This is a genomic window from Streptomyces sp. SCA2-17, from assembly GCF_044336695.1.
The window spans coordinates 2,005,519-2,028,286 of sequence record NZ_CP117521.1; the positions used below are offsets into that span (position 1 = coordinate 2,005,519).

The following is a 22,768-nucleotide window of genomic DNA, read 5'->3' on the forward strand; positions in this document are numbered from 1 at the left end:
GTGCATCGGGGTCAGGACGTACGGTCGCGGCGGCGGGGCAGCACGCCGGTCAGGGCGGTCAGCAGGCCCGCGGCACCGGCGGCGGTGACGAGCCACACGGCGGGCCGGGAGTCGGCGAGGAGCTCGGTGCGGGGCGCGCCGGGGGGCGCCTGGCCGGTGGTGAGCAGGGCGGCGACGGCGGCGAGCATGACGGCGGCGCCGATCTGGACGGCGGTCTGGTAGACGCCGCCGGCCTCGCCGCGCGCTTCGGCGGGGAAGCCGGAGACGGCCTGCATGTTCAGCGCGGCGAAGGAGAGGACGAAGCCCGCGCCGACGAGCAGCATGGTGGGCAGCATCGTCGTCGCGTAACCGCTGTTGACGGGCAGCCGCAGGTAGAGGAGGTAGCCGAGCAGGGGCGGCACGGCGCCGAGCGCGATGAGCCGGTGGGCGCCGAAGCGGCCGACCATGCGGCCGGAGACCAGGGCGGTCACCGCCAGGGGCGCGCTGGCGGGCACGATGGCCAGCCCGGTCTGCAAGGGCGTCCAGTCCAGGACGGCCTGCGTCTGGTAGCTGACGATCAGCAGCAGGCCGAGGTAGGAGCCGTTGAGGGTGGCGGCGCCGAGCGCGGAGCGGAGCATGCCCGGGTCGGCGAGCAGTTCCAGGCGCAGCAGCGGCCGGGGGGTGCGGCGCTCGTGCCGGACGAAGAAGGCCAGCAGGGCCGCGGCCACGGCGAAGGAGGCCAGGGTGTACGGGTCGGCCGGGCCCTCGTGGGGCAGCCGGCTGAGCGCGTGGACGAGCAGCAGCAGGGCACCCGCGAAGGCGGCCGCGCCGGTCAGGTCGTAGCGCCGCGGCCCCGGGGCCTGCTCCTCGTCGGCGGGGATGAGCTTGAAGCACAGGGCGGACAGGAGCAGGACGACGGGGGCGGGGAAGGCGAACGTCCACCTCCAGCTGACGGAGGTGAGGACGCCGGACAGCAGCAGCCCGGCGGTGAAGCCGCTGGCGCCGAAGAGGGTGTAGACGGAGACGGCCCGCTCGCGTTCGGGGCCCTCCTTCATGACGGTGCACAGGATGGCCAGGCCCGTGGGGGCGGTGAGGGCGGCGCAGAAGCCCTTGACGAAGCGGGTGGCGATCAGGAGCGCGGGATCGCTGCTGAGGGCGGCGACCAGGGAGGCCGCGGCGAAGGCGAGCAGGGCGAGCAGGTACATGCGGCGGCGCCCGGCCAGGGCGACGACGCGGGCTCCGAAGAGCATGAGGGCGCCGAAGCCGAGGGCGAAGCCGGTCATGACCCACTGGGCGGTGGTGGGCGCAAGGCCCAGGTCCGCCCCCACGGAGGGCAGGGCGACGACCGCGACCGAGACCTCCAGGGCGTCGATGAGCATGTTGCCGGCGAGGACGACCAGCAGGCCCCACTGACGGGGGCTCATCCGGCCGCCGGCCGTGGCGGAGGCGGGCTGCGGCGGGGAGGACGAGGAGAGGGAGGAGGGCTTCATAGTCTGCTTCCGGGAGCCGGGGCTGGGGTCCGGGATTCGGCGCGAGAGAAACGGAGGCCGGCGCGGGAGCCGGGGCCGGCCGGCGTGCCGGGGGTAACACGCCGGGCGGCCGGTCCGGGTGTCAGCCCAGGAGGGTGCCGCCGGTGGCGTCGATGAACGCGCCGGTGATCCAGCGGGCGTCGGCGCTCGCGAGGAAGGCGACGACGTCGGCGACGTCCTGGGGCTCGCCGACGCGGTTGAAGGCGGACAGGGCCGCCATCTGGTCGACGACCTCGGGGATGTCGAAGGCCGGGTTGCCGTTACGGGTGATGCCCGGGGCGACGCTGTTGATGGTGATGTTGCGCGGGCCCAGGAGCTTGGCGAAGTGGCGGGCGAGCTGCTCGACGGCGCCCTTGGTCATCGCGTAGGCGATCTCCTCGGGGTTGGCCACGCGGGTGAGGCCGGAGGAGATGTTGACGATGCGGCCGCCGTCGGGGAGGTTCTTCAGGGCGCGCTGGATGAGGAAGAACGGGGCCTTGGCGTTGACCGCGAAGAGCCGGTCGAACTGCTCGGGGGTGGTGTCCTCGGCGGCCACGCCGCCCATGACGCCCGCGTTGTTGACCAGGATGTCGAGCGTGGTGGTGCCGGTGCGCTCCTTGAGGCCCTGCTCCAGGCCCAGGAAGAGCTCGTGGACGTCGCCGGGGACGCCGAGCTCGGCACGGACGGCGAACGCGCGCCCGCCGTCCTTCTCGATCGTGGCGACGACCTCGTGCGCGGCGTCCTCGTTGCTCGTGTAGTGGACGGCGACGAGCGCGCCCTCCTTGGCCAGGCGGATCGCGGTGGCGCGGCCCATGCCGCGGCTGGAGCCGGTGACCAGCGCTGTCTTGCCGCTGAGGCTGCCCATGTCTGTTCTCCCGTTCGTGGCTGGGGCGGTTGTCTGGTGTGTCGCCGGTTCGCCGAACCAGCGGGTGAGGGCCCGGGTGAGGCCCTCGGTGGGTGCGCCGCCGGCCGGAGCGGCCCACACGACGTGGCCGTCGGGGCGCACCAGCACGGTGGTGGCACCGGCGGGGGTGCCGCGGGTGGGGCGGGCCGTGACGGTGCGGACCAGGCGGGACCACGGGGCGGCGGCGGAGCGCAGCCGGTCGCCGTGGCCGGCGTCGCCGGTGAGGTCCAGGAGGAGGCCCCCGCCGGGGCGCAGCAGCGCCGCGGTCGTGGTGTCCTCCCCCGCGTCCTCGCCCGGGCCCTGCGGGTCGCCGGTCCGCACCGGCCAGTGCGGCAGGCGCAGTCCGAGCAGGGGGTGGTCGCAGGCAGAGACGTCGTAGCGGACGTCGAGGCCGGAGACCATGCCGGCGAGGTGGCTGCGGACCTCGTCGTGCCCGTCGATGAGCTCGCCCATGACGTCGCGGGCGGCGTCGACCTCGGGGCCGCCCAGCAGGAGCAGGGCCTGGGCGCGGATGTTGCTCAGGGTGCGCTGCCCGACGGCGTGGCGTTCGCTGTGGTAGCTGTCCAGGAGGCCCTCGGGGCCGCGCCCCTGGACCTGGGCGGCGAGCTTCCAGCCGAGGTTGAAGGCGTCCTGGAGGCCGAGGTTGAGGGCCTGGCCGCCGATGGGCATCTGCTGGTGGGCGGCGTCGCCGGCCAGGAAGAGGCGGTAGTCGCGGTACTGCTCCGCCTGGCGGGAGGCGTCGGTGAAGGCGTTGACCCACAGCGGGGTGCCGCCGCTGATGTCCTCGCCGGTGACGCGCTTCCACGCGTCGGCGATCTCGTGGAACTCCACGTTCTCGCTGCGGGGTTCGGCGGTGCTGCCGAAGTCGCAGACCATGACGCGGGTGACGCCGTCGGGGCGGCGCGCGGCGATCGCCAGTCCCCCGGGTAGCCGCTCGAAGCGCCGGCCCGGGATGTCGATGCCGGCGACGTCGGCGCGCAGGAGTTCGCGGCCTGCGCCGGCGCCGGGGAAGGCGAAGCCGCCCAGGCGCCGCACGGTGCTGTTCTCGCCGTCGCAGCCGACGACGCACTTGGCGCGCAGGTGTACGACCTCGCCGCCGGCCGCCACCTCGGCCTCGGCGTGGTCCCCGGTGACGGTCAGCCCGCGCAGCTCGTGGCCGCGCAGGATGACCGCCCCCAGGCCGGTCGCCCATTCCGCGAGCAGTTCCTCGGTACGGATCTGCGGGACTTTCCACTGGCCCGGGTAGGGGGTGGGAAGGGTGAGGTCGAGCGGGAGCCCGCCGAAGTGGCCCCGGGTTTCCTGCGGGACGGCGCCGAGGCCGTCGAGCAGGCCGCGGCTGTCGAGGATCTCCATGGTCCGGGCGTGCAGCGTCGAGGCCCGGGATTCGGTGGTGGGCTCGGTGAGCCGCTCGATGACGACGACGTCCGCGCCGCCCAGTCGCAGCTCGCCGGCGAGCAGCAGCCCGACCGGTCCCGCTCCGACCACGATCACCTGGGTTTCCGTGTACGTGCGAGCCATGGCGTTACGCCTGCTGTTCGGCGTAGGCCTTGGCGTGGCCGAGCGTGGCGCGGCTGTTGGTGCTCAGCGCGGTGTGGACGTACTCGCGGGCCTCCGCGACGCCGGCGTCCGGGCCGAGGATCCTGGTGATGTTCTCGGTGTTGAGGACGACCGTGTGCTGCGAGGAGGCGGCGACGCCGTCCTCGTTCTCGGCGAAGGTCCAGTAGCCCGTGTGCAGCGTCATCAGCGCCGGCAGGGTGACCTGCTTGTACGCGATCTTGTGCGAGGGGAAGGTGACGCGGAAGGACTTGGTGGTGTGGGTGGAGCCGTCCTTGGCGCGGGTGTCCATCTCCAGGGTCTGCAGGCCCGGGGTGTCCTCCTCCAGGCGGACCGTCGCCACGTGCGGGAGGCGCTCGGACCACAGGTGCGCCTCGTTGATGAAGTCGTAGACGTCCTTGGCGGAGCCGTTGATCTGGACGGTGTCCTCGAAGGAGAAGGTCACCTCCTCGGCGGCGTGGGCGAGTTCGACGTTGGTCTTGAGGGCGGCGAGCTCGGACCGGGAGTTGCGGTCGACGGCCTCGTCGATCCAGGCGAGACCCTCGGGGTCGTCGTCGATCGCCCGGTAGTCGTGCAGGAGGCGGACGCGGGAGGTGGCCGCGTCCAGCGGCTCGATGATCCAGGTGCCGCCCATGGCGGCGACCGGCGGGGTGGAGACCTCCTGGCGGAAGGTGATCGTGAGGGCCTTCTCGTCCAGGGTGCGGAACGACGTCCAGTTCTTGGCCTCGCCGTTGGCGGTGGCCCAGATGCGGATGCGCTCGGTGCCCTCGCCCTTCTCCACGTGGTCGACGTAGATGGTCGGCGGGAAGATCCGCGGCCAGTTGGCGACGTCGGCGATCAGGCGGTAGACGGCGGCGGCCGGGGCCGAGATCGTGATCTCGTGCTCCACCTCGCGCAGACCGGTCTGCGACATGCTGGGTGCTCCTCGGGTGACGGTGCGGTGCGGGTGACGGTGGGGGCGCGGTGGGCGCGCGGGGATCCGGGAGGGATCCGGCGGGGCTCAGAAGTTGCCCAGGCCGCCGCAGACGTTGAGGGCCTGCGCGGTGATGGAGGCGGCCGTGTCGGAGGCCAGGTAGCCGACCAGGCCGGCGACCTCCTCGGGGGTGGAGTAGCGGCCGAGCGGGATCTTCGACTGGAACTTGTCGAGGATGGCGTCCTCGGAGGTGTCGTAGGCGGCCGCGTAGCCGGCGCGCACGCGCTGGGCCATGGGCGTCTCGACGTAGCCGGGGCAGACGGCGTTGACGGTGATGCCGGTGGGGGCCAGCTCGTTGCCGAGGGCCTTGGTGAAGCCGACGACACCGTGCTTGGACGCGGAGTACGGGGCGCCCAGGACGACGCCCTGCTTGCCCGCCGTGGAGGCGATGTTGATGATGCGGCCGCGGCTCTTCTCGCGCAGGCCACCGGTGGTGAGGACCTCGCGGGTGAGGCGGAAGACGCTGTTGAGGTTGGTGTCGATGACGTCGTTCCACAGCTCGTCGTCGATGTCGGCCGTGACGCCGCCGCCGCTGCGGCCGGCGTTGTTGACCAGGACGTCGACGGTGCCGAAGCGGTCGACGGCGGTGGCGACGAAGGCGTGGACGGACTCGGCGGAGCGGACGTCGAGGGTGGTGCCGTCGACGTCCAGGCCCTCGTCCTGGAGCTGCTTGACGGTGGCGGCGACGTTGTCGGCGTTGCGGGCGCCGATGAAGACCTTGTGGTGCTGCGAGGCCAGGAGGCGGGCGACGGCGAGGCCGATGCCGCTGGTGGCACCGGAGACGAGGGCGACGCGCTGCTCGTGCTGCGACATGGTGGGTGGCTCCAAAGGTGGTGACGCGGGAAGGGGCGGGCGTCCGTGGGGAAGGGCGTCACGGACGGACGCGGAAGGGTGGTGCGGGCGCCGGGCCGGCCGGCCGCCGGCGACGGGGGCGGCCGGCCCGGGGTGCTGCGCGCGGGCTTGCGTCAGGCGGCGGCGGACTGGAGCAGGCCGTTGACGTGGGCGACGAGGGCGCGCGGGGTGCGGTTCTCGGCGAAGGCGTCGTCGTCGAAGGCGACGCCGTACTCGCGCTCGATGCGGCCGCCGGTCTCCAGCAGGGCCAGGGACTCGTAGCCGAGCTCCTCGAAGTCGGTGTCGAGGATGTCGCTGTCGAGGTCGACGCCTTCATCGGCGCCGGCGCCTTCGAGGAGGATGCGCTTGAGGTCCTCGAGGGCGAACTCCTGGTGGGACATGCCGGTCCTTTCCTGGAACACGTAAGAAGGGTGTGAGGGGCGGCGGACGGCGCTGTCCGCCGCGGAGAAGCTGAGGAGGGGCCCGGGCCTAGTCGACGGCGCGGACGACGACGGCGGAGTTGAAGCCGCCCTGTCCGCGGGCGATGACCAGCGCGGCGCGCACCGAGGCGGTCCGGGCCTGGCCGGTGACCAGGTCGATGTCGTACTCGGGTGCGAGCGTGACGTTGGTGGTGGGCGGGATCAGGCCCTCGCGCATGGCCAGGACGGCGGAGACCACGTCCACCGGCGCGGCGCCGGAGTACAGGCGGCCGGTCATGGTCTTCGGCGCGGTGACCGGGACCCCGCCGGGGCCGAAGACGGCGCTGAGGGCGTCGGCCTCGGCGCGGTCGAGCTCGGGGCTGCCGGCGGCGTCGGCGAAGACGACGTCGATCTGCCCAGGCGCGAGGTCCGCGTCGGCCAGGGCGGTCTCGATGGCGCGGCGCAGGCCGCTCTCGCGGCCGCTGCCGGGCTTGGGGTCGATGGTGGCCCCGTAGCCGGCGATCTCGCCGTAGATGTTGGCGGCGCCGCGGGCGCGGGCCGCCTCGGCGTCCTCCAGGATCATCAGGGCGCCGCCCTCGCCGGGCACGTAGCCGCTCGCGTCGGCGTCGAAGGGCAGGTAGGCGCGCTCCGGCTCGTCGCTGGTGGTCATGCGGCCACCGGCGATCTGCGCGACCCAGCCCCAGGGGCAGATCGAGGCGTCGAAGCCGCCGGAGAAGATGAGCTTGCTGCCCTTGCGGATCTGGCGGCGGGCCTGGGCGATGGCGTCGAGGCCGCCGGCCTGGTCGCTGACGACGACGCCGCTGGGGCCCCGCATGCCGTTGCGGATGGAGATCTGGCCGCTGTTGACGGCGTAGAACCAGGCGAAGGACTGGTACGCGCTGACGTACTGGCTGCCCTGGCTCCACAGCTTCTTGAGCTCGTTCTGGCCGAACTCGAAGCCGCCGGAGGTCGAGGCGGTCACGACGCCCATGTCGAACTCGGGGATGTCGCCGGGCTTGACGCCGGCGTCCTCGAAGGCGCAGTCCGCGGCGACCAGGGCCAGGCGCGTCATCCGGTCGGTCTGCGGGATGAGGCGGCTGGGCAGGTGGTCCTCGGCCGCGAAGTCGTGGATCTCGCCGGCGAGCCGGGACGGGTACTGGGCGGCGTCGAAGCGGGTGACGGGCCCGATGGCGTTCTTGCCGATCCGGGTCGCGGCCCAGAACTGGTCGACGCCGAGCCCGTTGGGCGTGGCGACGCCGATGCCGGTGATGACTACCTTGGCGCTCACGCCAGGCTCCTCTCGGGACGGGCCAGCACCATCGCGCTCTGGAACCCGCCGAAGCCGCTGCCGACGGTCAGGACGGCGTCCGTGCGGTGGTCCCGGGCGGTGAGCGGGACGTAGTCCAGGTCGCACTCGGGGTCGGGGGTGTGCAGGTTGGCGGTGGGCGGCACCACGTTGTTCTCCATCGCCAGCACCGAGGCGGCGATCTCGATCGAGCCGATCGCGCCGAGCGAGTGGCCGACCATCGACTTGATGGAGCTGACCGGGGTGCGGTACGCGTGCTCGCCGAGGCTGAGCTTGAAGGCGGCCGTCTCGTGGCGGTCGTTCTGCTTGGTGCCCGAGCCGTGCGCGTTGATGTAGTCGATGGCCTCGGGGTTCATCCGGGCCTCGGCCAGCGCGACGGTGATGGCCTCGGCCATCTCGCGGCCGTCGGGGCGCAGGCCCGTCATGTGGAAGGCGTTGCAGCGCGAGGCGTAGCCGGCGATCTCCGCGTAGATGCGGGCGCCGCGCTTCTTCGCGCTCTCCAGCTCCTCCAGGACGAAGCAGGCCGAGCCCTCGCCGAGGACGAAGCCGTTGCGGGAGGCGTCGAAGGGCCGCGAGGCGTGCTCGGGGTCGTCGTTGCGCGGGGTGGTGGCCTTGATGGCGTCGAAGCAGGCCATCGTGATCGGCGAGATCGGGGCGTCGGTGGCGCCCGTGATCATGACGTCGGCGGTGCCCTCGCGGATCAGCTCGACGGCGTGGCCGACGGAGTCGATGCCGGAGGTGCAGCCGGTGGAGACCACGGTGGCCGGGCCCTCGGCGCCGGTCGCCCAGGCGACCTCGGCGGCGAAGGAGCTGGGCACGAAGTGGTTGTAGAGGTGCGAGGGCGCATAGGTGTGGTCGACGAGGTCGAGGCGGCCGTCGTTGCTGACGACGCGGTACTCGTTGTCGAGACCGGTGGTGGCGCCCACCGCGCTGCCGATGGTCACGCCCGCGCGGTGCGGGTCGAAGCCGGCCAGGTCCAGGCCGCTGTCGGCGAGGGCCTCGCGGGCCGTGACGACGCCGAACTGGGCGGCGCGGTCCATGCGCCGGATCTCCTGGGGGGTGAGCCCGTGGAGCTCGGGGTCGAAGTCGGCCTCGGCCGCGACCTTGGAGCGGAACGGCGAGGGGTCGAAGAAGGTGATCCCGCGGGTCGCGGTGCGGCCCTCGCTCAGCAGGCTCCAGAAGTTCTTGGTGCCGATGCCTCCCGGAGCCAGGACTCCGATTCCAGTGATTACTACGCGGCGCCCCACTAGTGGTCGCCTCCCATCGTGTCGGCGGACGGCTTCCCATGGCGGTTCACTTGGCTGCCGTCCAGGAGTAGAAGCGGGTGGCCATCGCGTCGGCCGGCGAACGCCAGGTCGCCGGGTCGTAGGCCTCGATGAAGGGCTTGAGGTCCTGGCTGATGCCGACGAAGCGCGGGTCGCCCTTGGCCTCCTCGATGAGCTCGCCGCCGTTGTCGGTGTCGAAGTCCTGGAGGTGGAAGTACAGGCCGCGGTACGAGAAGAGCTGGCGGCGGCGGGTGCCCATGCGGTGGGGCATCTCGGTGGCGTCGAACTCGCCGAAGAGGCGGGCGACGTCGGCGTCGGAGCCGGGCGCCATCCGGGCCACGATCAGGGTGCTGTGCATGAGGGTGCGATCTCCTTGGGCAGGGGTCGGTGGGGTGACGACGAAGTGGTGACGGCCGGGCGTCAGGCGCCGAGCGGGCTGCCGAACCAGCGCTCCAGGGCCATGGTCAGGTCGTGGTGGCTGCCGGGCGCGGCCCAGGCGACGTAGCCGTCGGGGCGGACCAGCACGGCGGAGGTGCCGCCGAGGCCGCTCGCGGCGGTGACGTCCCGGGGGGTGGCCGTGACGATGTCGACGCGGTCGGCCCAGCCGGCGGCGCGGGCGCGCAGCGTGGCGTTGTCCTCCAGGTCGAGCAGGACGGGCCGGGCGGCGCGCAGGAGTTCGGTGCTGCTGGTCTCGCGGCCGGCGGCGGTGCGCAGGGCCAGGCGGGGCATGCGCTTGCCGAGCAGCGGGTGGGTGCCGGTGCCGGCGTCGTACGTGATCTCCAGGCCGGAGACCATGCCGGCCAGGTGGCGGCTGACGTCCTCGTAGCCGATGAGCTCGGTGAGGACGTCGCGCAGGGGCTGGACCTCGGGGCCGGACAGGAAGAGCAGGCCTTGGGCGCGGGTGTTCATCAGCAGGCGCTGACCGACCGGGTGGCGCTCGGCGTGGTACGTGTCGAGGAGGCCCGCCGGGGCCTTGCCCTTGACGACGGCCGCGAGCTTCCAGCCGAGGTTGACGGCGTCCTGGATGCTGGTGTTCATGCCCTGGCCGCCGGCCGGCAGGTGGATGTGGGCGGCGTCGCCGGCCAGGATGACGTTGCCGCGGCGGTACTCGGTGACCTGGCGGGTGGCGTCGCCGAAGGAGGACACCCACTCGGGCTCGCCGTGCGAGATGTCCGTGCCGGTCAGGCGCTTCCAGGCGGCCGCGACCTCGTCGTACGAGGGCGGCTCCGTGCGGCGCCGGGGCGGGGTGCCGCGCTCGCAGACGATGATGCGGGTGATGCCGCCGGGCAGCGGGCCCACCATCACCATGCCGCCGGGGAGGGTCTCCCCGATCATGCGCGGTTCGAGGTCGAGGCCGCGGACGTCGGCGAGGAACATCTCCATCGTGGCGGCGGTGCCGGGGAAGTCGAAGCCGGCCGCCTTGCGGATCAGGCTCCGGCCGCCGTCGCAGCCGACGAGGTAGCGGGCGGTGAGGGTGTGCTCGCCCTCGGGGCCGCGCACCTCGACCTCGACGCCGTCGCCGGTGTCCTTGACCGAGAGCATCTCGTGGCTGCGGCGCAGGTCGGTGCCGAGGCTCGTGACCCAGTCCTCCAGCACGGTCTCGGTGTGGGACTGGGGCACGGACTTGGCGGCCTGGTGCGCGCCCTCCAGGACGCCGAAGTCGACCGGCAGGCCGCCGAAGTGGCCGACGTTGCTGGTCTCGATCTCGCCGAAGCGGGAGAGCAGACCGCGCTGGTCGAAGATCTCCATGGTGCGGGCGGTGAATCCCAGCCCGCGGGATTCCCCGGTGCGCTCGGCGAGCCGCTCCAGGACGATGACCTCCACCCCTGCGAGCCGCAGTTCGCCGGCGAGCATGAGCCCGGCCGGACCGGCGCCTGCGATAATCACCGCAGCGTCCATGGACCTCTCCTTGCAGTTGGGTTTTTCCTTGGCGGAACCGCATCGGCGGCCGGACAGTGCAGGCCGGAATTGCGACGGCAACAGCCCGGCGACTCCGGCGAACAGCTTCTTCAGCTTTTCCGTCATGGGTCAAGATGCGGTTTCTCAAAGCTCCGATGAGAAACTGTCAGGGAATTGCAAGATCCGCTCACGGGACCGTTTTCCCTTGCTTTCCCCTCGCTGCGGCCCTTACCGGCGCCGTGCGGCCCGGGATTTCCCGACAGCTCTGCGGACGTTACGAAAACTATTCTTCACCCGGGCCGGCCCGGTCAAGTGGCCTTTGTTCAGGGGACTGTGAAGTCTTGTCAGCGCTTCGCAAGATCCACTGCGGTCGCGTAAAAGAACGCGGATTCCGGCCCCTCCTCCGGCAGACTCGCGACCATGGCCGCACCGGCCGAATCGGCCGTAACGCGATGGGGGAAAAGAGATGCAGGAAGCGAACCGGGCAGGAAACAGGGCGGGAACGGAAGGCTTTTCGGCGCCGTGCCGGGGGGCGGGCTGCACGGCGCGGGAGGCGGCCGGGCGCGGGAAGCAGCACCGGCGCCTCGCGCAAGCGCCCGCGCTGCTGTGCACGGTGTGCCGGGCGCGGCTGGGGCTGGAGCTGATGCGGCTGCCCGATCTGTACGAGGAGTGCGCCCTGGCCCTGGGGGCGTCCGGACCGCGGCACGAGAAGGTCTCGGGCGGCCCGCTGCCGGGCATGCCGTTCAACGCCACGGCGGCCGACGTGCGGGCCGCCGTCATGGGCGTGCTGGGCGCGTGGGCGGCGCTGGTGGTCCAGGAGCGGGGCGTCGCCGCCCCCCGCCGGGACGTGGCCGCCCTCTCGCGCTTCCTGCTCCAGCACGTGGGGTGGCTGGCCGCGCACGCGGCGGCCGGCGAGTTCTCCGAGGAGATCGCGCGGGTCGTGCGCAGGGCCCGGCGGGTCATCGACCCGGACGCGGCGCGGCAGGTGGCGGTGGGCGGCTGCGTGGAGCCCGGCTGCACGGGTTCGCTGACCGCGACGGTACGGGCGCGGGCCCCGCACGAGCCGGCCGAGATCACCTGCGACGCGGACGCGGCGCACCACTGGCTGGGACACCAGTGGCTGCAACTGAGCCGGCGGGTACGGCCGGGCGCCGGCGGCGTGCGGGAGGCGCGGTGGCTCAGCGCGGCGGACATAGCCCGCCTGTGGGACATGCCCCCCGGCAGCGTCTACCGCCACGCCAGCCAGTCCCAATGGCGCCGCCGGACCCGCGCGGGCCGCACGTACTACCACGAGGGAGACGTACAGGTCTCCCTGGAGGGCCGGAAGGCGGGGGCGGGCGTGGGGGGCTGAGCGCCATCGCGGCGGGATGAGTTCGCCGACGCCGTCGGCACTGCGGGGCGGCGCCCCTCCCCTGCCTCCGCCGCCACGGCGATTAACCACCACGGCGCGTACCGGCGGTGCCGAACCCACCTGGACGGGGACTAGGCACCGCCGGGTACGCCCGTACGGGCTGAGCGCCATCGCGGCGGGATGAGTTCGCCGACGCCGTCGGCACTGCGGGGCGGCACCCCTCCCCTGCCGGTGACCCGGCACACACCTCCGCCGCCACGGCGATCAACCACCACAGCGCGTAACGGCGGTGCCGAACCCACCTGGACGGGGACTAGGCACCGCCGGGTACGCCCGTACGGGCTGAGCGCCATCGCGGCGGGATGAGTTCGCCGACGCCGTCGGCACTGCGGGGCGGCACCCCTCCCCTGCCGGTGACCCGGCACACACCTCCGCCGCCACGGCGATCAACCACCACAGCGCGTAACGGCGGTGCCGAACCCACCTGGACGGGGACTAGGCACCGCCGAGCCCCCTGCCGGGCAGCAAGAAGGGCCGGTACGGGTGCGTACCGGCCCTCCGTGGGTGGGGAGTCAGAGACGGGACGTCTCGATGACCCGCGTCGTGGGGAGGAGCCCCGCGACGTGGGCCGCGGCGCCCGCCACCACGAGGCAGCGCAGCCCCCGCAGCCCCGGCAGGACGCCCGAGTCGGTCAGTTCCGGCACGTGCCGGGAGGCCACCCGCAGGACGCTCGCCCGCTCCTCGCGGACGAAGACACCCAGTTCGTACGGGGTGAGCTCACCGGGCGGCGGCAGGACCAGCCGCGCCCCGGCCATGAGCGGCGCCCACAGGGCCAGGGCGGTGCCGTCGGCGACCGCGGGCGCGTACTGCACGACCACGTCCCCCGCACCGACCGGCAGGAAGCGCCCGTCGGCGGCCAGGCGGTCGATGACGGCGTGCGGGACGTTCACGCCCCGCAGGACGTACGCGGTGTCGGCGTGCGTGACGTCCGACGCCGGCGGGAGGACGGCGGTGGAGGAGGCCGGGATGACGTCGGAGAGCACGGTCACCCCGCTCCCCCCGAACGCCCCCGCGAACAGTTCCTGCGTCACGACCACCCCGGCCCCACTCGCGTCGAGCAACGCCGCCGCACCGCCGCCCCGCACATGGCCGGGGTCCAGCAGGACGTACCCCGCGCCGGCCTTGAGGACGCCGAGCAAGGCCACGAGCAGGCGGGACGACGATTCGAGGCACACGGCGACGACGTCGCGGTCCCGTACGCCGTGCGCCCGCAGCCGGTGCGCGAGGTCGTTGGCCCGCTGGTCGAGCCCGCCGTAGGTGAGGGCGCCGTCATGGGCGCGGACGGCCGTGCGCGAGGGATGGACGGCCGCCTGCCGCGCGATGGTGCGGTGCACCGGAGCGAGCGCGGGGCCGGGGCCGGGGAGCGACGCGGCAACCCGCGGGCCCCCCTCCCCGGCGGAGACGGGGGCCAGAGTGAGGGTGCTCATGCCGACAAGTCCTTCGTCCTTCGGTCGTCGAAGCTCCGCGGGTGCCGCGACAGCTCGGCTCAGTCCTTGATTTCGCAGATGACGGCGCCGGAGGAGACGGAGGCGCCGACTTCGGCGGTGATGCCCTTGACGGTGCCCGCGCGGTGGGCGTTGAGGGGCTGTTCCATCTTCATCGCCTCAAGGACCACGATGAGTTCGCCCGCGGCGACTTCCTGGCCCTCCTCGACCGCGACCTTCACGATCGTGCCCTGCATCGGCGAGGTCAGCGCATCACCCGACGCGGCCGAGCCGGCCTTCTTCGCCGCCCGCCGCTTCGGCTTCGCCCCACCCGCAGCAGCGGTACGCGCCAGCGTCATCCCCAGCGAAGAGGGCAGGGAGACTTCCAGGCGCTTGCCGCCGACCTCGACCACGACCGTCTCACGGCCCGCAGCCTCCTCGTCCTCCTCACCGCCCGCACCGGCGCCGGTGAACGGCTCGATGGTGTTGACGAACTCCGTCTCGATCCAGCGGGTGTGGACGTGGAAGGGGGCGGAGGTGAAGGCGGGGTCGGCGACCACGGCACGGTGGAAGGGAAGGGCGGTGGCCATGCCCTCGACCGTGAACTCTCCCAGCGCCCGCGCCGCACGCTGCAACGCCTGCTCACGGGTGGCACCGGTGACGATCAGCTTGGCCAGCAGGGAGTCCCAGGCCGGGCCGATGACACTGCCGGACTCCACCCCCGCATCCAGGCGCACACCCGGCCCGGTCGGGGCTTCGAAGCGGGTGACGGTGCCGGGGGCGGGCAGGAAGTTACGGCCCGGGTCCTCGCCGTTGATGCGGAACTCGAAGGAGTGCCCGCGCAGCGGCGGGTCGTCGTAGCCGAGTTCCTCACCGTCAGCGATGCGGAACATCTCCCGCACCAGGTCGATGCCGGTGACTTCCTCCGTCACCGGGTGTTCGACCTGGAGGCGGGTGTTGACCTCCAGGAAGGAGATCGTCCCGTCCTGCCCCACGAGGAACTCGCACGTGCCGGCGCCTTCGTAGCCGGCCTCGCGCAAGATGGCCTTCGAAGCGCGGTAGAGCTCGGCGTTCTGCTCCGCGGAGAGGAACGGCGCGGGGGCTTCCTCGACCAGCTTCTGGTGACGGCGCTGCAGGGAGCAGTCACGGGTGGAGACGACCACGACGTTGCCGTGCTTGTCCGCCAGGCACTGGGTCTCCACATGGCGGGGACGGTCGAGGTAACGCTCGACGAAGCACTCCCCCCGGCCGAACGCGGCTACGGCTTCGCGGACGGCGGAGTCGTAGAGCTCGGGGACCTCCTCCAGGGTGCGGGCGACCTTCAGGCCGCGTCCGCCGCCGCCGAAGGCGGCCTTGATCGCGATCGGCAGGCCGTGCTCGCGGGCGAACGCCACGACCTCCTCCGCCCCCGCGACGGGGTCGGAGGTGCCCGCGACGAGGGGGGCACCGGCGCGCTGGGCGATGTGACGGGCCGCCACCTTGTCGCCCAGGTCCCGGATCGCCTGCGGCGGCGGGCCGATCCACGTCAGCCCCGCGTCCAGGACGGCCTGGGCGAAGTCGGCGTTCTCGGAAAGGAACCCGTAACCCGGGTGAACAGCGTCGGCTCCCGACTCGGCGGCCGCGGCCAGCACCTTGGCCACATCGAGGTAACTCGTCGCCGGGGTGTCACCGCCCAGCGCATACGCCTCATCAGCAACGCGGACATGCAACGCGTCACGGTCCGGATCCGCGTAGACCGCCACATTGGCAATCCCGGCATCCCGGCACGCGCGAGCAACGCGGACAGCGATTTCGCCACGGTTGGCGATGAGCACCTTGCGCACGATGAAGTTCACTTCTCCTGAGGGGCCGGAGCGGCCAGAGGGGCCGAAGCGGCCGGAGTGGTTTCGGCAGGGACGAGGTCGGCGGGCAGCTCCGCGGGCTGTACGGAGGTGCCGGCGAAGCAGGCGCTCCACGCGACGTGGGCACCGCGGACGTACGCCTGGGCGAGCGAGGCCAGCAGCGTGGGCGCCTCGGGCCGGGCGCGCCGCACGGTGGGCAGCAGGGCCGCCGGGCGGCCGGGCGTCAGGCAGGCCTTGCCCATGCTGGTGAGGATGGCGTCGGGGCCGACCTCCAGGTAGGTGGTGGTGCCCCGGGCCTCCAGGGTGGCCATGGCATCGGCGAAGCGGACGGTCGCGCGGATGTGGTCGACCCAGTAGCCGGGCGTGCACATCTCGTCGGGCGAGACGGGCAGGCCGGTGACGGTGGAGACCAGCGGGACGCGCGGGCTGTGGAAGGTGATGCCCTCGATGGCGGCGCGGAAGTCGTCGAGGACGGGGTCCATGAGCGGCGAGTGGAAGGCGTGGCTGACGGGCAGGCCGCGGGTCTTGCGGCCGGCGGCGGCCAGCTCGTCGGCGATCTCCCGTACGGTCCGCTCGGCGCCCGCCAGGACCACGGACGTGGGGCCGTTGACGGCGGCGATGCCGGCGGTGGCGGTGCGTCCCTCCAGGTGGGGCGCGACGTCGGCGGCGGAGGCGAGGGCGGCGGTCATCACGCCCCCGGCGGGCAGGGCCTGCATCAGCCGGCCGCGTACGGCCACGAGGCGCGCGGCGTCTTCCAGCGACAGCACACCGGCGGCGTGTGCCGCGGCGATCTCTCCGATGGAGTGCCCGGCCAGGACGTCGGGGCGCACGCCCCAGCTCTCCAGCAGCCAGTACAGGGCCACTTCGACGGCGAACGTCGCGGGCTGCGTGTACTCGGTGCGGCTCAGGAGCTCCGCGTCCCCGCTGTCGATCACCTCGCGCAAGGGGCGCGGCAGGTGCGGGTCGAGGACGTGGCAGACCTCGTCGAAGGCCTCGGCGAAGACGGGGAACGCGGCGCGCAGTTCGGCACCCATGCGGGGCCGCTGGGCACCCTGCCCGGTGAAGAGGAAGGCGAGGGCGCCGTCCTGGGCCGTGCCGGTCACGAGGCCGGGGGCGGCGCCGCCCGCGGCGAGGGCGTCCAGGCCGCGCAGGGCGTCGTCGCGGCCGTCGGCGAGGAGGACGGCGCGGTGGGGGCCGTCGGCGCCGCGGGAGGCCAGGGCGAGGGCAACGGAGGCCGCGTCCGGGGTGCCGGGGGCGTCCGCTGCGTCAGTGCCGGGGGCGTGCGCCGCGTCAGCGCCGGTGGTCCCGGCGAGGAGGTCGCGCAGCGCCGCGGCGCGGGCGCGCAGGCCTTCTTCGGTGCCGGCGGAGAGGACCCAGGGCAGCGGGGCGGGGGCTGCTTCGGGCGGTACGGGGCGCTCCAGTGTGGTGGCGCCTGCGGGTGCGTGGTCCATGGAGGCCTGCCTCGCGGTGTCGTCGGGAAATTCCAGGTCATCGGCCGGGGGTGAGCCCGCGGTGCGCGTCATGGCAGCGTGCGGGCGAACGGCAGGGGCGCCGCGGGCGCTGTGGTCGCCACGGCCGGCGTGCGGAGCGCCGGGGCCGCGGGACGCGCAGCGGTGCGCGGGGCGGAGCGGAGTGGCCGGAAGGCGGGGCGGGCGGGAAATCCTCGCGCGATCAGCGTGCTGCGCGTGATGTCCCGTTCCCCTTCGCTGCGGCTTCGTTGCCGTGCGAAAAGCATCTGGAATTGGTGACTATCCGTCAAGGTATCCCCCATCAGACCTTGGTGAACTGTGTCAGGCGATCGTCAGAGCCGTGCCGAGCTGCGCCTCCCGGGAGTTTTCCGGGGAATGCCGGTCGGCATTTCCGAGGTGTCCGAAGCGGAATCCGACGCCGCGGACGGTGATGATCCATCCGGCGGATCCGAGCTTGCCGCGCAGGCTGCTGACGTGGGTGTCGATGGTGCGCCCGGGCCGGGACCAGTTGTCGTCCCACACCTGCGTCATGAGCTCTTTGCGGGAAATCACCTTCTCCGGCTGCGAGGCGAGGAGACGGAGGAGGTCGAATTCCTTGCGGGTGACCTCGACGCGGCGCCCGCCGAGCCGGATCTCGCGCGTTCCCGCGTCGATGGTGAGCGGGCCGGCGGTGATGACCTGGGCGGCGGAGTGCTCGCGGCCCCGGGGGCGCGCGCGGCGCATGACGGCTTCCATGCGGGCCATGAGCTCGCGGAAGCCGTACGGCTTGACGACGTAGTCGTCGGCGCCGGCTTGCAGGCCCAGGACCCGGTCGAGCTCGCTGGCGCGGGCGGTGACGGCGATGACCGGGATGTCGCTGGCGGCCCTGATGGCGCGGCAGATCTCCAGGCCGTCGAGGTCCGGCAGTTCGAGGTCGAGGAGGACGAGGTCCGCGTCGCCGTAGGCCTCCAGGGCCTTGCTCCCGGTGCCGGCGACGGAGGTGTCGTACCCGTGCCGGCGCAGGCCCTGGATCAGGGTCTCGGCGGCGCGCGCGTCGCTCTCGACCACCAGGACGCGCAGGGTGCCCTCCGCCCGGAGGGCTTCGGTCCGGCCGCCCTGAGCTCCCTGAGCGACCGTGCCGGGGAGGCCGGGCGAGCCGGAGCCGGATCTGGGCCGGGGGATGCGCGGCGGTGCCGCCGTCCGGCGTATGCGGGGGTCGAGAGAGGTGGTGGTGCCTTGCTGGTTCATCCACTGCTCCTGCACTTTCGCGCGGCGCCGGGGCCGCTAGGCCGACCATTCAACGCGAGATTACAAACCGGACTGCTGGTTTGTCAAAGGTCTCGACCATCGACAGGGGCGACACTCGGCCACCCCCGGGGCGAGTGCTGCCATCCATGGCCGGAGCCCGCCCAAGCAGGCACTCCCCCAGGGAGATCGGGGACTTCGCCGAGCCATTCATGGAGCCAGGAGCCGAGCCGGGGCGCATGGCAAACAGGAGGAGAATCCGGTTAATTACCCTGAGAAACAGGGGCATACCTCGTGCATTCGGACAGCGGGGAGCTAGAAATAAAACCAGTTAGTTGGTTTCATGGTTCCCATGACGTTGTCCCCCCTCCCCGTTCATACGTTCGCGCAGCTCAGCGCGGCTTCACACGGCTTCGCCCACGCCACCGGAACGCACCGCACGCACCCCTCCGAGGGCTGCCGGCCATGACCAAGCAGGAACGGGCCATGAACACCCGTCACGCCCTGATCCGCTCCGCGGCCCAGGCGTTCGACCAGCACGGCTACACCCGGGCCAAGCTCGCCGGCATCAGCGCCGGCGCCGGCGTGAGCACGGGCGCGCTGCACTTCCACTTCGACACCAAGGCGGCCATGGCCGCGGCGGTGGAGACGGAAGCCGCCCGCATCCTGCACGCCGTCGCCCGCCGCGTCCACCGCCGCAGCCCCTGCGCCCTGCAAGCCCTGGTCGACACCTCGCACGCCTTCGCGCAGCAACTGTGCTGGGACGTCGTCGTACGGGCCGGCTTCCACCTCAACTCCCGCACCTCGCACGCCTCCGAGACCGACATGATGCGGGAGTGGCTGGAGTGCGTGCGACGGTACCTGACGCGGGCCGCGGAGGAAGGAACGATCCTCGCGGACGCCTCGGCCGAGGACATGACGGCGACGATCATCGGGGCGACGATCGGCTTCGAAGGGCTCGCACGGCGCGACCGCGAGTGGCTCTCCCGGGCCACGATGGCCAGCCTGTGGCGCGCACTGCTGCCCCGGCTGGCCGCCCCGGAGGCCCTGGCGCGGCTGGAGCCGGCCGGGACGGAGTCCGCGCTCAGCGCCGCCGGCGTCACCACCGCCTCCGCCCCGGGCGGGCGGGAGGACGAAGCGCGGGAGTCGCCGAGGGGCTGACGGGAGGACCGACGGGCGGTCGGACTCGCACGAACAGGGCCGTACGGGACGGCCGGCCACCGGAGGGGGGCCGGGCCGGCCGCCCCGTACGGCCCTGTCGCACGTCCAGGGGCGGGAAGCGCGTGGCGCAAAATCGACGCATCACCTGTGCCGAATACCGATGATCCGGTTTCCCCTCCCCCACAAGTCCGTCATATCGGTCCAGTGAGCGCGACGGAGCCACCACATCTCCCCCACGAACCCCTCATCATCTTCACGAAGGCTGTTGACAAACAGGCTGACCGGTTTGTTAACGTTCAAACGCTGGATCGACGCACACGTGGGGGGACATGTGGGAATCGCGGACGTCTCAGAGGGACATGGCGGCCGGTCGGGGTTCGCCCTGCTGGAGGCCGTCGTGGGGAACGGCTTCACGACGGCCTTGCAGGAGGGGCTGGGCCGTTCGGCCGTCTCGTCCCTCGGATCCCACCGGGCGCAGGGGGCGCACGGGGGGCGGCAGTCCGCACCGGGGCAGCCGGGACAGGTAGTGGTGCCCATGGTGCCCGCGCAGCGGCGCGGGGCGCCCGGGAGCGCTCTGGGCGTCGATACGGGCGCGGTGATGCGCCGCTACGAGGCGGCTCTGCCGGAGGTCTTGGAAGAGCTCGGGTGCGATGCGCCCACGCTGCGCTCCTCCCTCGCCCTGCACGCGCGGTGCCTGCTGGCGGCGGCGGAATCCGCCGCCGAACGGGGCAATCCGGCGCCCGCGGCCGCCCGGCGGGCCCCGGCGGCGCTGCGCGCGGACACCCGGGTCCCGGAAGCGGCCGCGGGCCTGCTGCTGGAGTGCGCGCTCCAGGAGGTGCTGGCGTGCGGTGACCCGCGGGGGGCGGGGACCGCGCGCCGTGCGGCGCGGGTGGTGCGGCTGCTCGGCGGCAGCGCCGCCGCGGGGCAGGGCGACGAGGTCTGGCGGGAGCGCCGGCGGCTGGCACGGGAGATCCACGATCAGCTCGGCACCTCGCTCACCCTGGCCCTGCGCCACCTGGAGTCCCCCGGCGCCGGGGAGGCACGGACCGCCGGGGACCTCGTACGCGAGGCGCTCGGGCGGTCGCGGGAGCTGGTCGGGGAGCTGCGCCTGGCGGCCGAACTGCCGCCGCTGGCACGGTCCGTCGAGGAGTTCGCCGCGCAGGTCACGCCCGGGACGCCGGTGTCCGTGGCCGCCACGGGGGACGAGTCACTGCTGTCGGACGCCTCCCGGCGCGAGCTGTTCTGGTCCCTGCGCGAATGCCTGGCCAACAGCTTCGTGCACGCCCCGGGCGCGGCGGTGGAGGTGACGACGCGGGTGACGCGGCGCTGGGCCCACGCCCGGGTGGAGGACGCCGGGCCCGGCTTCGACGCGGCGCGCGTCATGTGCGCACCGGCGGCCGGGGGTCTGCGGTGGGTGCGCGAGCGCATCGAGGACATCGGCGGCCGGGTGACGCTGGAGAGCACCCCGGGAGAGGGGACCCGGGTGAGCATTCACGTACCGCTGCTGGCGCGCGGCTGAGGCCCGAGGGGGGCTTCCGGGGGTGGCCGTGACGCTCAGGCCGTGGCTGTGGCTGCGGCTGCGGCTGCGGCTGTGGCCGCTGCGCCTTCCTCCTGGCGCCGGACGTCGAGCTGCGCCTCGCGCTGGGCCTGGTGGAGCTTCCAGACGCGGGCCCCGCGGTCGGAGGAGGTGTCGAGGTTCCGCAGCGCGCCGGGGACGGCGATGCCGGGCAGGAAGGTGTCGTAGAGGAGGGCGATCCGCTTCTCCAGGGCGCCGCTCTCGCCGTGGGCGGTGGCGAGGATCTCCACGCCGGTCCACGCACCGACGAAGAGCGTGGCCGTCGCGGCGGGGTCGATGTGGGGCAGCACCTCGCCCTGCGCCTTGGCCTCGGTCAGCTGCCCCGCGATGAAGTCGATCCAGGCGGGCCAGGAAGTGCCGAACAGGTCACGGGCCTTGCGGTCGGCGGACAGCCGGACGGAGGCGCTCAGCAAGGGCTCGGCGGGCAGGCGGTGGGCGAGGACCATGCCCACGTCGACCCACTCCTGCAGCCTCGACTCCTGGGGCAGGACGCCCTCCAGGGTCAGCGCCTGGTCGAGGACCCCGCGGGCCAGCTCCTCCTTGGAGGCGAAGTGGAAGTACAGGGCGCCCTTGGTCACGCCTGCGCGCGCGAGGATCTGCGCGATGGTCGTCGACTCGTAGCCGAACTCGTCGAAGACGGCGCCGGCCGCTTCCAGGATCAGACGGCGCGTGCGGACCGCCCGCTCCTGCTTCGCCACGAGAAACCTCCGTGCTGGTGAACTCCGCCTAGATACATACCGTACGGTACGTATCTTACACGGCGCATCACAGCAGACTGACCGCCGTGTCCACGGCCCCCGCCACGTCCCCGTCCGCGGGGTAGAGGAGCGCCCGGCCCGCCACCAGTCCCTGCACCGTCGGCAGGCGCAGCGCCGACCGCCAGCGCTCGTACGCCGCGTCCTGGTCGCCGCCCACGTCGCCGCCGAGCAGCACCGCCGGCAGCGTCGACGTCTCCATCACCCGTGCCATGTCCGCGGGGTCGTCCGTCACCGGCACCTTCAGCCAGGTGTACGCGGACGTCCCGCCCAGCCCGGAGGCGATGGCGATCGCCGTCGTGACGGCGTCGGCGCGAAGGTCGTTGACGACGCGGCCGCCGGTACGGCGGGACAGGAACGGTTCGACGAAGACCGGCAGCCTCCGGGCGGCCATCTCGTCGACGGTGCGGGCGGCCGCGTGCAGGGTCCGCAGCGAGCCGGGGTCGGCGGGGTCGATGCGCAGGAGCAGCTTCCCGGCGTCGAAGCCGAGCGCGGCCAGGTCCTCCGCGCGCGGCCCGGTGAAGCGGTCGTCGAGCTCGAAGGCCGCGCCGGCGAGCCCGCCGCGGTTCATGGACCCGATGACGACCTTGTCCTCCAGCGCGCCGAGCAGCAGCAGGTCGTCCAGGATGTCGGCGGAGGCCAGCACGCCGTCGACGCCGGGCCGCGACAGCGCGAGGCAGAGCCGCTCCAGCAGGTCGGGCCGCGCCGCCATGGCGAACGGCCGGTCGCCGACGGCGAGGGCGCCGCGGGCGGGATGGTCCGCCGCGATGACCATCAGCCGCCCGCTCTCCCCGACCAGCGCCCGCCGCCCGCGACGCGCGGCAGCCTCGGCAACGGCCTCGGGGTGCCGGCTACGGATGCGGGCCAGGTCTGCAATACGCACGCTCACGAGCGGGGGACCTCCGTACGGGGGGCGCGGGGGGCCGTGGCGGAGGGGCGGGGGGCCGTGGCGGGAGGGCGAGGGTCCGTGGCGGAGGGACGAGGGGCCGTGCCGGAAGAGCGAGGGTCCGCGCCAGAGGGGCGGGGGGCCGTGCCGGAAGGACGACGGTCCACGTCGGAAGGGCGAGGGGCCGCACCGGAGGGGCGGGGGTCCGTGCCGGACGGTCGGGTTCCCGTACGCGGCGGGGCGGCGTCCGCCCCGGACGATCGGGGCGCCTGGGAGGCACCGGATCCCCCGGGGGCGACGGACCCGCCGGAGGGCCCGGCCGCACCAGGCTCACCAGGCCCCCCAGGCCCACCCGGCGTCCCGGGCTCGGCAGCCCCGCCCGG

The 22,768-nt window shown here is 73.3% G+C and carries 18 protein-coding genes; 3 read left to right on the plus strand and 15 right to left on the minus strand.

Going from position 1 to position 22,768, the window contains the following annotated elements:
* Window positions 1-11: 11 nt before the first annotated feature.
* The 9 genes from PS271_RS08935 to PS271_RS08975 form a co-directional block, all read right to left on the minus strand.
* Complete coding sequence (locus tag PS271_RS08935; RefSeq protein ID WP_398381438.1) at window positions 12-1,469, minus strand: MFS transporter; 1,458 nt, start codon at window positions 1,467-1,469, stop codon at window positions 12-14.
* Between the two features lie 121 nt (window positions 1,470-1,590).
* Window positions 1,591-3,909, minus strand: coding sequence for an SDR family oxidoreductase (locus PS271_RS08940; protein ID WP_398381439.1), 2,319 nt, complete (start codon window positions 3,907-3,909; stop codon window positions 1,591-1,593).
* A gap of 4 nt (window positions 3,910-3,913) precedes the next feature.
* Window positions 3,914-4,858: an aromatase/cyclase gene (locus PS271_RS08945; protein WP_398381440.1), complete on the minus strand. Its 945-nt coding sequence runs from the start codon at window positions 4,856-4,858 to the stop codon at window positions 3,914-3,916.
* Between the two features lie 87 nt (window positions 4,859-4,945).
* On the minus strand, window positions 4,946-5,731 hold the full coding sequence (gene fabG, locus PS271_RS08950; protein WP_398381441.1) for a 3-oxoacyl-ACP reductase FabG: 786 nt from the start codon (window positions 5,729-5,731) through the stop codon (window positions 4,946-4,948).
* Between the two features lie 152 nt (window positions 5,732-5,883).
* The gene (locus tag PS271_RS08955; RefSeq protein ID WP_398386760.1) at window positions 5,884-6,150 is read right to left on the minus strand and encodes an acyl carrier protein; all 267 of its coding nucleotides are present in this window, start codon (window positions 6,148-6,150) and stop codon (window positions 5,884-5,886) included.
* Window positions 6,151-6,238: 88 nt separating this feature from the next.
* The gene (locus PS271_RS08960; protein WP_398381442.1) at window positions 6,239-7,456 is read right to left on the minus strand and encodes a ketosynthase chain-length factor; all 1,218 of its coding nucleotides are present in this window, start codon (window positions 7,454-7,456) and stop codon (window positions 6,239-6,241) included.
* Entirely contained in the window at window positions 7,453-8,721 is a 1,269-nt protein-coding gene (locus PS271_RS08965) for a beta-ketoacyl-[acyl-carrier-protein] synthase family protein (protein WP_398381443.1), read from the minus strand. Before PS271_RS08965 ends, PS271_RS08960 begins: the two co-directional genes overlap by 4 nt.
* Before the next feature lie 46 nt (window positions 8,722-8,767).
* Complete coding sequence (locus tag PS271_RS08970) at window positions 8,768-9,097, minus strand: TcmI family type II polyketide cyclase (protein WP_398381444.1); 330 nt, start codon at window positions 9,095-9,097, stop codon at window positions 8,768-8,770.
* A 62-nt stretch (window positions 9,098-9,159) separates the two neighbouring features.
* Window positions 9,160-10,638, minus strand: coding sequence for an FAD-dependent monooxygenase (locus tag PS271_RS08975; protein WP_398381445.1), 1,479 nt, complete (start codon window positions 10,636-10,638; stop codon window positions 9,160-9,162).
* A gap of 466 nt (window positions 10,639-11,104) precedes the next feature.
* On the opposite strand from PS271_RS08975, the gene PS271_RS08980 reads away from it, so the two are divergent.
* Window positions 11,105-11,989 (plus strand): hypothetical protein, encoded by an 885-nt coding sequence (locus PS271_RS08980; RefSeq protein WP_398381446.1) that lies wholly within the window; start codon window positions 11,105-11,107, stop codon window positions 11,987-11,989.
* Window positions 11,990-12,561: 572 nt separating this feature from the next.
* Here the strand turns inward: PS271_RS08980 and PS271_RS08985 are convergent.
* The 4 genes from PS271_RS08985 to PS271_RS09000 form a co-directional block, all read right to left on the minus strand.
* Complete coding sequence (locus tag PS271_RS08985) at window positions 12,562-13,476, minus strand: AMP-binding protein (RefSeq protein WP_398381447.1); 915 nt, start codon at window positions 13,474-13,476, stop codon at window positions 12,562-12,564.
* A gap of 59 nt (window positions 13,477-13,535) precedes the next feature.
* Complete coding sequence (locus PS271_RS08990; RefSeq protein ID WP_398386762.1) at window positions 13,536-15,296, minus strand: ATP-binding protein; 1,761 nt, start codon at window positions 15,294-15,296, stop codon at window positions 13,536-13,538.
* A gap of 8 nt (window positions 15,297-15,304) precedes the next feature.
* Window positions 15,305-16,765 (minus strand): acyltransferase domain-containing protein, encoded by a 1,461-nt coding sequence (locus PS271_RS08995; RefSeq protein WP_398381448.1) that lies wholly within the window; start codon window positions 16,763-16,765, stop codon window positions 15,305-15,307.
* 339 nt (window positions 16,766-17,104) lie between these two features.
* Window positions 17,105-18,010, minus strand: coding sequence for a response regulator transcription factor (locus PS271_RS09000; RefSeq protein ID WP_398381449.1), 906 nt, complete (start codon window positions 18,008-18,010; stop codon window positions 17,105-17,107).
* 462 nt (window positions 18,011-18,472) lie between these two features.
* Between PS271_RS09000 and PS271_RS09005 the strand changes: the two genes are divergently transcribed.
* Entirely contained in the window at window positions 18,473-19,168 is a 696-nt protein-coding gene (locus PS271_RS09005; protein WP_398381450.1) for a ScbR family autoregulator-binding transcription factor, read from the plus strand.
* A gap of 331 nt (window positions 19,169-19,499) precedes the next feature.
* Entirely contained in the window at window positions 19,500-20,687 is a 1,188-nt protein-coding gene (locus PS271_RS09010; RefSeq protein WP_398381451.1) for a sensor histidine kinase, read from the plus strand.
* Window positions 20,688-20,722: 35 nt separating this feature from the next.
* Here PS271_RS09010 and PS271_RS09015 read toward each other — a convergent pair whose 3' ends face one another.
* Both PS271_RS09015 and PS271_RS09020 read right to left on the minus strand, forming a co-directional pair.
* Window positions 20,723-21,442 carry a ScbR family autoregulator-binding transcription factor gene (locus tag PS271_RS09015; protein WP_398381452.1) on the minus strand — a complete coding sequence of 240 codons (720 nt, stop codon included), beginning with the start codon at window positions 21,440-21,442 and terminating at the stop codon, window positions 20,723-20,725.
* Between the two features lie 67 nt (window positions 21,443-21,509).
* Complete coding sequence (locus tag PS271_RS09020; RefSeq protein ID WP_398381453.1) at window positions 21,510-22,388, minus strand: Cgl0159 family (beta/alpha)8-fold protein; 879 nt, start codon at window positions 22,386-22,388, stop codon at window positions 21,510-21,512.
* Between the last annotated feature and the right edge of the window lie 380 nt (window positions 22,389-22,768).